Raw genomic sequence first — 7,793 nt, forward strand, 5'->3', positions numbered from 1 at the left:
CAGCCCCCCGCCGTCGACCGCGCCGACGGTGCGACCGATCGCGTTGGGCGAACACTCGTCGTGGCCGTCGAGGACGATCGCCCGCTGCGTGCGGCCGAGGAGTTCGCGGGACTGGCGCGGGCCGACGTGCTCGAACGGCCACTCCTCGGCGGCCGAGACGGCGGCGCAGTCCGGGATCGGCAGATCGGCGGCTTCGATCGCGTCGACGGCGGCGCGGCGGGTCGCGTCGGGGGGACCGGAGAGCACCAGCAGCCGGCGTTCGTTGGCGCGGTCGGCCTCCGACCGGAGGTCGGCGGCGAGCGAAGCGAGGGTCACGGTCGGCGTTCGCCCGCCGGCGGTTTGCCCGTTTCGGCCCGTGTTGGGCGCTGTCACGGTGCCGGCAGTTTGAACACGCTTTTACGTGGGCCTGTCGAATCGTGGATCGAAGCCTGTCAGGGGTTGATGATACTCCCCACCGTCAGGGACGCAGTTCCGGTGGGGCAGTCGAGCCCGCAGGCAGGACGAGGTACTACAACAATGCCAGTTTACGTCGACTACGAGACCCCCGCCGACCTCGCCGACCGCGCGCTCGACGCGCTCGAGGTCGCCCGGGACACCGGCACCGTGAAGAAGGGAACCAACGAGACGACCAAGGCCGTCGAGCGCGGGAACGCGGATCTCGTGTTCGTCGCCGAGGACGTCGAGCCCGAGGAGATCGTCATGCACCTGCCCGAACTCGCCGAGGAGAAGGGCATCGCGGTCGTCTTCGTCGAGACTCAGGACGACCTGGGTCACGCCGCCGGCCTCGAGGTCGGCAGCGCCGCCGCCGGCATCGTCGACGCCGGCGACGCCGAGGACGACGTCGAGGACATCTCCGAGAAGGTCGAGGAACTCCGGTAACCCATGAGCGCAGAAGAGGAGAACGGCACGGAATCGACGCCGGCCGAGGTGATCGAGATCGTCGGCAAGACCGGGATGCACGGCGAGGCGATGCAGGTCAAGTGCCGCATCCAGGACGGCTCGAACCAAGGTCGCATCATCACGCGGAACGTGCTGGGTCCCGTGCGGGAGGGCGACATCCTCCAGCTGCGGGAGACCCAGCGTGACGCCGACTCCATCGGAGGTGCCTGATGCCCCAGAACCGAACCTGTGACTACTGTGGCGACGACGTCGAGCCCGGCACGGGCACGATGTTCGTCCACACGAACGGCAGCGTCGTCCACTACTGCTCGGCGAAGTGCGAGAAGAACGCCGACCTCGGGCGCGAGCCCCGAGATCTGGAGTGGACCGAGGAGGGCGGCGACCACGGCACCGAGGAGACGGTCGAGGAGACCGAACCCGAGGAAGCCGTCGAAGAGGAAGAGGCTGAAGCGGAAGAAGAAGCGGAGTCCGAGGAGGAGGCTGCGGAGGCCGAATCCGAGGAGTCCGAGGAAGCCGACGCGGACGCCGAGGAGGAGGCTGCGGAGGCCGAATCCGAGGCTGACGACGACGAGGAGGACGAGGAATGAGCGAGCGCGAGCGAACGTTCGTCATGGTCAAGCCCGACGGCGTCAAGCGCGGGCTGATCGGCGAGATCGTCTCCCGGTTCGAGCAGCGCGGCCTGAAGCTGGTCGCCGGGAAGTTCATCGAGATCCCGCGTGACCTCGCCGAGGAACACTACGGCGAGCACCGCGAGAAGGACTTCTTCGAGGGCCTCGTCGAGTTCATCACCTCCGGACCCGTCTTCGCGATGGTCTGGGAGGGGCAGGACGCCACCCGGCAGGTCCGATCGATGGTCGGCGAGACCGACCCCGCCGAGTCGCCCGCGGGCACGATCCGCGGCGACCTCGGACTGGACCTCGGGCGCAACGTCGTCCACGCCTCGGACCACGAGGACCCCGGCTCGAACGAGCGCGAGATCGATCTGTTCTTCGACGAGGAGGAGCTGATCGACTACGAGCGCCCCGACGAAGCCTGGCTCTACGAGTAACGCTTCGTCTTCTCCCGCTTTCTTCCCGGCCGCGAGCGGCGGCGCCGGAACCACAAACGCCTCGTGTCCGGGGACCGAACGGTCCGTGTATGCTCCTGAGAGCCATCACGTTCGTCTCCGGCGTCGCCGGGGCCGCCCTCCCCGAGAAGTCGATCGAGATCGGCGCGCGCTCGATGCTGGTCGGCTACGAGAACCCCGAGGACCTCGAACCCGAGGACTGGTACGTTGACGCCGTCCGATACGCGTCGGTGCTGCTGGCCGTCGCCGCACTGATCGCGCCGTTCCTGCCCACGCCGAGCGAGGGCAGCGACGACGAGGACGCCGCCGCCGAAGCCGGCCCCGTCGTCGACGTGATCGAGTCGAGCGACTGATCAGCCGTCGAACGGCCGCTCGTCGCCCCGCACGCTGTCGATTATCACGTCACCAGCGGGGCGCTCGGCCAGCCAGAACAGCTTGTAGGCGTCGACGACGCGCGCGAACTCGATATCCGGCGCGTCGGCGAGGATCGACCCCCGCAGCGTCCACTGGAACGCCGCCTCCCGCGCTTTCTCGTCGGCCTGCTCGGGCGAAAGCTCGCCGGGCAGCACCAGCACGTCCTCGATCCGCCGTTCCTCGGCCTCGGGCACCGTGTCCGCCCGGACGGCGAGCCGCCGGGAGCGGTCGACGCTGATCACCCGGCGGTCCCGCCGCGGCGAGAGCAGTGGCCGGTCGACCTCGATCTCGGCCTCGTACACGCGGAACGGGTACGCGACTGCGCCGACCCGACCCGTGGACTCGACCGACTCCCGGGGTATCCCGGGTTCGATGACCGGGAGTTCGACCGACTCGTGGCGGTCGCCGACCAGCGGGTGGTCCGCGGGCGGGAGCGACTCGTCGTCCGGCACCGCGTCAGTCGTCATCCTCCCAGTAGCCCGAGGCGACGACGTGGGCGCGGACGTTGTCGCCCTCGGTCAGCACCTTCGGCGAGGTGTCCGTCGCCTCGCCGGCGGTGTCGAGCGTGGTCCCGCCGTCGGCCACGTACTCCGAGGAGCCCGCGGTGTCCTCGCCGGCGACGATCGCCGAGAGCGGCTTGTCGAACGCGGCGAAGTGCTCGTCGACGTTTTCGGGCGGCTCGGTCGCGAGCGACACGACGATCAGCGTGGTCGTCGAGAGGATGAACGCCGGGAACAGCCCGTACACCGTCACCAGCCCGTACCAGAACGCGGCGGACTCCGGCGGCATCATCCCGACCCAGCCGAGCACCGTCGAGAGCTGAGTCCAGAGCACCATCGTCGCCGTGCCGACGATCATGCTGGCGACCGACCCCGTCGCAGTGACGCGTTTCCACCACAGCGTCGCGATCACCGTGGGGCCGATGGCGGCCCCCAGCCCGCCCCACGCGTAGTCGAGGACGAGCGTGTAGATCGGCGTGTTCTGTGCGACGAACGCGAACGCCACGCTGGCGGCGCCGAGTCCGAAGGTGACGTAGCGGGAGTAGCGGACCAACTCCTGCTGGCTGGCGTCGCGGTCGAGGAAGCCGTGGTAGACGTCCTCGACGACCGCGCTGGTCGCGACGAGCAGTTGGGAGTCGGCGCTGGACATCATCGCCGCCAGCGCGGCCGCGAGCACGATCCCCGCGATCACGCCGGGCAGCAGGTCGAGCGTGAGCCGCGGCATCGCGTTGTCGGGATCCGCGAGCGCGCCGTCGCCGAACATCGCGATCGCGTACAGCCCGACGAGCGCCGCGCCGACGTACGCGACGAACATGAACAGTTGGGCGACCATCGCGGCCAGCCGGATGTTCCGCACCCGGTCGATCCCCATGAACCGCACCATGATGTGGGGGTTGCCGGGGACGCCCAGCCCGATCGCGGCGTAGCTGATGACGCCGAAGACGGCGGCCCAGCCGGCCATTCCGGCGGTGATGCTGGTCGCTGCCGGGCCAGCAGCGGCCGCGACGGCCTCGAACGGCAGCCCCATCTCGGTGAAGGCGAGCACCGGGAGGACGATGAACGCCGCGAGGATGATCGCGCCCTGGAAGTAGTCCGACCACGCGACCGCGAAGTAGCCGCCGAGGAACGTGTAGCCGATGACGATCACGCCGCCGGCGACGATGCCGATCCACGGCTCGATCCCGGTGAGCACCTGCAGCAGCGTGCCGGCGGCAACGATCTGGGCGCCGACGTAGCCGCCCTCGAACAGCATCAAAACGAGCGCGGAGACGGCTTTCACCGCCCCGGTGTCGTCGCCCAGCCGCGTCTCGAAGAACGTCGGCAGCGTCACCGAGCGGACGAGTTCGGTGTACTTCCGGAGCCGTTTGGCGATGCCGGCCCACGCGAACAGGTCGGCGGGGATCATCCCCAGCCCGTTGAGAAAGGCCATGATCCCCGTGCCGTAGGCGTCGGCGGGGACGCCCAGCGTGAGCCAGCCGCTCATCTCGGAGGCGCGCTCGGAGAACCCCGTCACGACCGGGCCGATCTCCCGGCCGCCGATGACGTAGTCGCCGACGGAGTCCATGAAGCGGGAGGCCCACAGCCCGATACCGACGAGGATCAGGAGGTAGAACGCGAACGTGCCGAGCACCCAGACCCCCGCGCCGCCGGCGATCCCGCCGCTCTGGATCGGGACGCCGCTAAGCATGGTCCTCCTGGTAGCGCTCGCGGATCGCGCGCTCGCGGCGCCCCTCCCAGACGTAGTACACGATCAACATCAGGAAGAAGACCGCGTACGGTCCGACGACGCCCAGCCAGTCGAGTGTGCTCATCGCTGCCATGCCCGTCCTTCGCCGATCAACGATATATGTGTTTGGCTCCGATCGCGTGACGGCAGCGCGTTGACGTGTCGGTCGGGTCAGTCGTCGGCGGGGGCGGCGTCGCGGGCCGGCACGTCGATCTCGCCGGCGTCGAGTGCGGCCTCGACGTTCCGGGCCGCGGTCACGAGGTTCGCGGTCTTCTCGTAGGCCGCCTCGCGGGGGAGCAGCTTCAGCCCGCAGTCCGGCGATATCGTGAGCTTCTCCGGCGGGACGACTTTCAGGCCCTGCCGGATGTTTTCCTCGATCTGCTCGACGCTCTCGACCTCGGCGGTGTGAGCGTCGACGACGCCCAGCGCGAGGTCGGGCGCGAACTCGCCGTCCGCGAACGTCTCGATCTGCTCGTAGTCGCCGTTACAGAGTTCGAGGTCGACCTCGTCGATCGGGAACTCGTTGAGTTCGGGGTAGATGCGGGAGTAGTCGCCGTAGCAGACGTGCAGCCCCACGCGCACCTCGTCGGGCACGCCGTCGACGATGCGTTCGAGGCAGCCGCCGACGATGGCGTGGTCGTCGGGCGTCGTCGCCAGCGCGGGTTCGTCGATCTGGATGTAGCGGGCGCCCGCGTCCACGAGTTTCTCGATCTCCTCGTTCACCAGCTCGGCGAGGTCGTAGGCCAGCGCCTCGCTGTCGCCGTAGTGCTCGTCGAACGCCCAGTTCGCGAGCGTATACGGCCCGGTGATCGGCACCTTGACCGGGCGCTCGGCGACCTCGTCGGTGAACTCGAACTCGTCGACCAGCCACGGCTCGTCGTAGCTGACCTCCTCGACGACGCTCGGCTTGTCGAAGTAGTTGTGGCCCCACACCTTCACAGGCCCGTTGAACTCGTAGCCGTCGATGCGCTCGGCGAAGAACTCCACCATCTCGTTGCGGCGCATCTCGCCGTCGACGACGGTGTCCAGCCCCGCGCGCTCGTGCTCGTCGGTGATCAGGCGGGCCGCGTCGTCGTGGGCTTCTTCGAGGTCGTCCTCGTCGAACGACGAGTCCGGATCGTCCGCGAGGTCGTCGGCGCGGTTGAGCCACGTCGGCTTGGGGTAGGAGCCGACCACGCTCGTCAGCAGGAAGTGGTCGTGCGCGTGGTCGTCGGGACGGAACTGCTCGCGGTTGGCGGCGTCGCGGGCCATCAGGCGCTCACCTCCGTCTCCGGGGCGATCTCGGCCGCCTCCGCGAGCACCGAGAGCTTCTCGCGGTACGTCGAGACGGGGAGGTAGGCGAGTTCGGTGTTCGGCGTGGCGTAGACGGTGTCGAACGTCTGGCTCGGGATCTGGTCGAGCACCCAGTCGATCCGCTCGGCGACCGTATCGGCGGACTCGACGGCGGTGTTCTGCCCGTCGACGAGGCCCAGCGAGATCGACCCCTTCGTGCCGAACTCGGTGACGTTGTACAGGTGGGCGTCGCGGTCGCCGGCGACGAAGTCGAAGCCGAACGCGTCCACGTCGGCGTCCATCAGGTGGGCGTACGTCTTCTCCTCGTGGGCGTCCCAGTAGCTCTGGAGCACCACGTCGGCGTCGGTCGCCGCCGCCACGGCGTCGACCGCGTCGCTGACGCGCTCGTTCTCCTCGCCCTCGGGCGGATCGGTCACCAGCGAGGGGTCGAGCAGGAACAGCGTCTCGTGGGCCGGGAGCGCCTCGACCTCGCCGGCGAGGAACTCCGCGATCGCGTGGAGGAACTCGGCCTCGTCGCCGTAGTGTTCGTCCGTCGCGAGTTCGGCGAGCGTGTAGGGGCCGGGGAGGACCGCTTGGAGGGACTCGTCCTCGTTCAGCAGTCCCGTCGCGGTGTCGAGTTCGGCGGGCACGTCGCCGCTGGCCCCGAGATCGTCGACGACGCGGGGGTCGCGGTAGAAGTTGTTGTTGTCGTAGTAGCGCACGATCCCGCCGGTCTCCACGGCGTCGTGGACCGCCAGCGGGTGGGCGAGGAAGTCGTCCCAGCGGCCCTGCCCCTCGACGATGCGGTCGAGGCCGGCCGCGCGCTGATCCTCGATCAGTTCCTCGCGGACGCGCTCGTACGCCTCGCGGACCCCAGGCCCCTCGTCGCCGTCGACGAGGTCACCTTTCTGGTGGCCTTTCAGGTCCGAGAGCTCGTCTTTCGCCCAGTCGGGCAGCGGGTACAGCCCCAGCGTGGTCGCGACTCGCTCAGTCATGGATAGCCGTTCCGGATGCAGGAGCTTAATAATTGCTACTCTGAAAAATGCCTTTCAGTTATCCCCGTCGGGACGGAAGTGACACGCGACGGTCCGGCCGTCGCCGTTCTCGGGCCGAGGCTCCCCGCCCGACTCGCGCTCGGTGAGCGCCGGATCCTCGGCGACACACCGCGCCGCGGCGTCGTCGTCGAGGCGTTCGCGCAGGTGACACCGCGGGTGGAACCGACAGCCATCGGGCGGGTCGGCGGGGTCCGGCGGCGAGCCGGGGAGGCGGATGCGCTCGTCCGGTTCCGGCTCGGCCCGGACTCGGGGGACGCTCGACAGCAGCGCCTCCGTATAGGGGTGGGCCGGGTCGTCGAGGACGGTCCCGAGGTCGCCGAGTTCGACGAACTCCCCGAGGTACATCACCGCGACGCGGTCGGCCACCTCCCGGACGACGCTCACGTCGTGGCTGATCAGCAGATACGTCAGCCCGCGCTCGTCCTGCAGGTCCCGGAGGAGTTCCAGAATTCCGGCCCGAACGCTCACGTCCAGCGCGGAGACCGGCTCGTCGAGGACGAGCAGGTCGGGGTCGAGCGCGAGCGCGCGGGCGATGCCCACGCGCTGGCGCTGCCCGCCCGAGAGCTCGTGGGGGAACGCGTCGTAGTGGCGGTCGCCGTCGAGCCCGACCGTCTCGAGCAGGTCGCGGACGTACGCCGCACGGTCGTTCTCGCGCTCGTCGTGGATCACCAGCGGCTCGGCGACGATGCGGCCGACGGTCATGCGCTCGTTCAGCGTCGAGAACGGGTCCTGAAACACCATCTGTACCCGGCGGCGGAACGCCTTGTCCGGGCCGCCGGCGAGGGAGTCGCCGTCGAAGATCACCTCCCCCGCCGTCGGCTCGTCGAGGCCGATCACCGTCTCCGCGAGCGTCGACTTCC

The 7,793-nt window shown here is 69.4% G+C and carries 12 protein-coding genes; 5 read left to right on the top strand and 7 right to left on the bottom strand.

The window, feature by feature from the left end:
• The coding region (locus ACFR9S_RS10820; protein WP_379818621.1) for a tRNA(Met) cytidine acetyltransferase TmcA domain-containing protein at positions 1-315 on the bottom strand (315 nt) is incomplete at its 3' end.
• Between the two features lie 201 nt (positions 316-516).
• On the opposite strand from ACFR9S_RS10820, the gene rpl7ae reads away from it, so the two are divergent.
• The 5 genes from rpl7ae (at position 517) to ACFR9S_RS10845 (ending at position 2,319) form a co-directional block, all read left to right on the top strand.
• Complete coding sequence (gene rpl7ae, locus ACFR9S_RS10825) at positions 517-879, top strand: 50S ribosomal protein L7Ae (protein WP_053947091.1); 363 nt, start codon at positions 517-519, stop codon at positions 877-879.
• A gap of 3 nt (positions 880-882) precedes the next feature.
• Entirely contained in the window at positions 883-1,110 is a 228-nt protein-coding gene (locus tag ACFR9S_RS10830) for a 30S ribosomal protein S28e (RefSeq protein ID WP_053947090.1), read from the top strand.
• On the top strand, positions 1,110-1,487 hold the full coding sequence (locus tag ACFR9S_RS10835; RefSeq protein ID WP_379818623.1) for a 50S ribosomal protein L24e: 378 nt from the start codon (positions 1,110-1,112) through the stop codon (positions 1,485-1,487). Before ACFR9S_RS10830 ends, ACFR9S_RS10835 begins: the two co-directional genes overlap by 1 nt.
• Positions 1,484-1,948 carry a nucleoside-diphosphate kinase gene (ndk, locus tag ACFR9S_RS10840; RefSeq protein ID WP_379732486.1) on the top strand — a complete coding sequence of 155 codons (465 nt, stop codon included), beginning with the start codon at positions 1,484-1,486 and terminating at the stop codon, positions 1,946-1,948. Before ACFR9S_RS10835 ends, ndk begins: the two co-directional genes overlap by 4 nt.
• A gap of 89 nt (positions 1,949-2,037) precedes the next feature.
• A complete protein-coding gene (locus tag ACFR9S_RS10845; protein WP_379732487.1) occupies positions 2,038-2,319 on the top strand; it encodes a hypothetical protein in 282 nt (93 codons plus the stop codon).
• Here the strand turns inward: ACFR9S_RS10845 and ACFR9S_RS10850 are convergent, their stop codons facing one another.
• The 6 genes from ACFR9S_RS10850 to ACFR9S_RS10875 all read right to left on the bottom strand — a co-directional run.
• Positions 2,320-2,847 carry a hypothetical protein gene (locus ACFR9S_RS10850; RefSeq protein ID WP_379818624.1) on the bottom strand — a complete coding sequence of 176 codons (528 nt, stop codon included), beginning with the start codon at positions 2,845-2,847 and terminating at the stop codon, positions 2,320-2,322.
• A complete protein-coding gene (locus tag ACFR9S_RS10855) occupies positions 2,837-4,549 on the bottom strand; it encodes a sodium/proline symporter (protein ID WP_379731898.1) in 1,713 nt (570 codons plus the stop codon). The genes ACFR9S_RS10850 and ACFR9S_RS10855 overlap by 11 nt, the downstream gene beginning before the upstream one ends.
• 10 nt (positions 4,550-4,559) lie before the next feature.
• A complete protein-coding gene (locus ACFR9S_RS10860; protein ID WP_379818626.1) occupies positions 4,560-4,700 on the bottom strand; it encodes a hypothetical protein in 141 nt (46 codons plus the stop codon).
• Between the two features lie 77 nt (positions 4,701-4,777).
• Positions 4,778-5,857 carry a methionine synthase gene (locus tag ACFR9S_RS10865; RefSeq protein WP_379731895.1) on the bottom strand — a complete coding sequence of 360 codons (1,080 nt, stop codon included), beginning with the start codon at positions 5,855-5,857 and terminating at the stop codon, positions 4,778-4,780.
• Entirely contained in the window at positions 5,857-6,873 is a 1,017-nt protein-coding gene (locus tag ACFR9S_RS10870) for a 5-methyltetrahydropteroyltriglutamate--homocysteine methyltransferase (protein ID WP_379731893.1), read from the bottom strand. Before ACFR9S_RS10870 ends, ACFR9S_RS10865 begins: the two co-directional genes overlap by 1 nt.
• 54 nt (positions 6,874-6,927) lie before the next feature.
• Positions 6,928-7,793, bottom strand: an 866-nt coding sequence (locus ACFR9S_RS10875) for an oligopeptide/dipeptide ABC transporter ATP-binding protein (protein WP_379818628.1), incomplete at its 5' end; no start/stop codon positions are given.

The organism is Halolamina salina (genome assembly GCF_042678005.1).
GTDB classification, from domain to species: domain Archaea; phylum Halobacteriota; class Halobacteria; order Halobacteriales; family Haloferacaceae; genus Halolamina; species Halolamina salina.

Excerpts from the sequence above, each read along its gene's own strand:
- rpl7ae (WP_053947091.1), top strand. The coding sequence starts at position 517 with ATGCCAGTTTACGTCGACTACGAGACCCCCGCCGACCTCGCCGACCGC.
- ACFR9S_RS10830 (WP_053947090.1), top strand. The coding sequence starts at position 883 with ATGAGCGCAGAAGAGGAGAACGGCACGGAATCGACGCCGGCCGAGGTG.
- ACFR9S_RS10835 (WP_379818623.1), top strand. The coding sequence starts at position 1,110 with ATGCCCCAGAACCGAACCTGTGACTACTGTGGCGACGACGTCGAGCCC.
- ndk (WP_379732486.1), top strand. The coding sequence starts at position 1,484 with ATGAGCGAGCGCGAGCGAACGTTCGTCATGGTCAAGCCCGACGGCGTC.
- ACFR9S_RS10845 (WP_379732487.1), top strand. The coding sequence starts at position 2,038 with ATGCTCCTGAGAGCCATCACGTTCGTCTCCGGCGTCGCCGGGGCCGCC.
- ACFR9S_RS10850 (WP_379818624.1), bottom strand. The coding sequence starts at position 2,847 with ATGACGACTGACGCGGTGCCGGACGACGAGTCGCTCCCGCCCGCGGAC.
- ACFR9S_RS10860 (WP_379818626.1), bottom strand. The coding sequence starts at position 4,700 with ATGGCAGCGATGAGCACACTCGACTGGCTGGGCGTCGTCGGACCGTAC.
- ACFR9S_RS10865 (WP_379731895.1), bottom strand. The coding sequence starts at position 5,857 with ATGGCCCGCGACGCCGCCAACCGCGAGCAGTTCCGTCCCGACGACCAC.
- ACFR9S_RS10870 (WP_379731893.1), bottom strand. The coding sequence starts at position 6,873 with ATGACTGAGCGAGTCGCGACCACGCTGGGGCTGTACCCGCTGCCCGAC.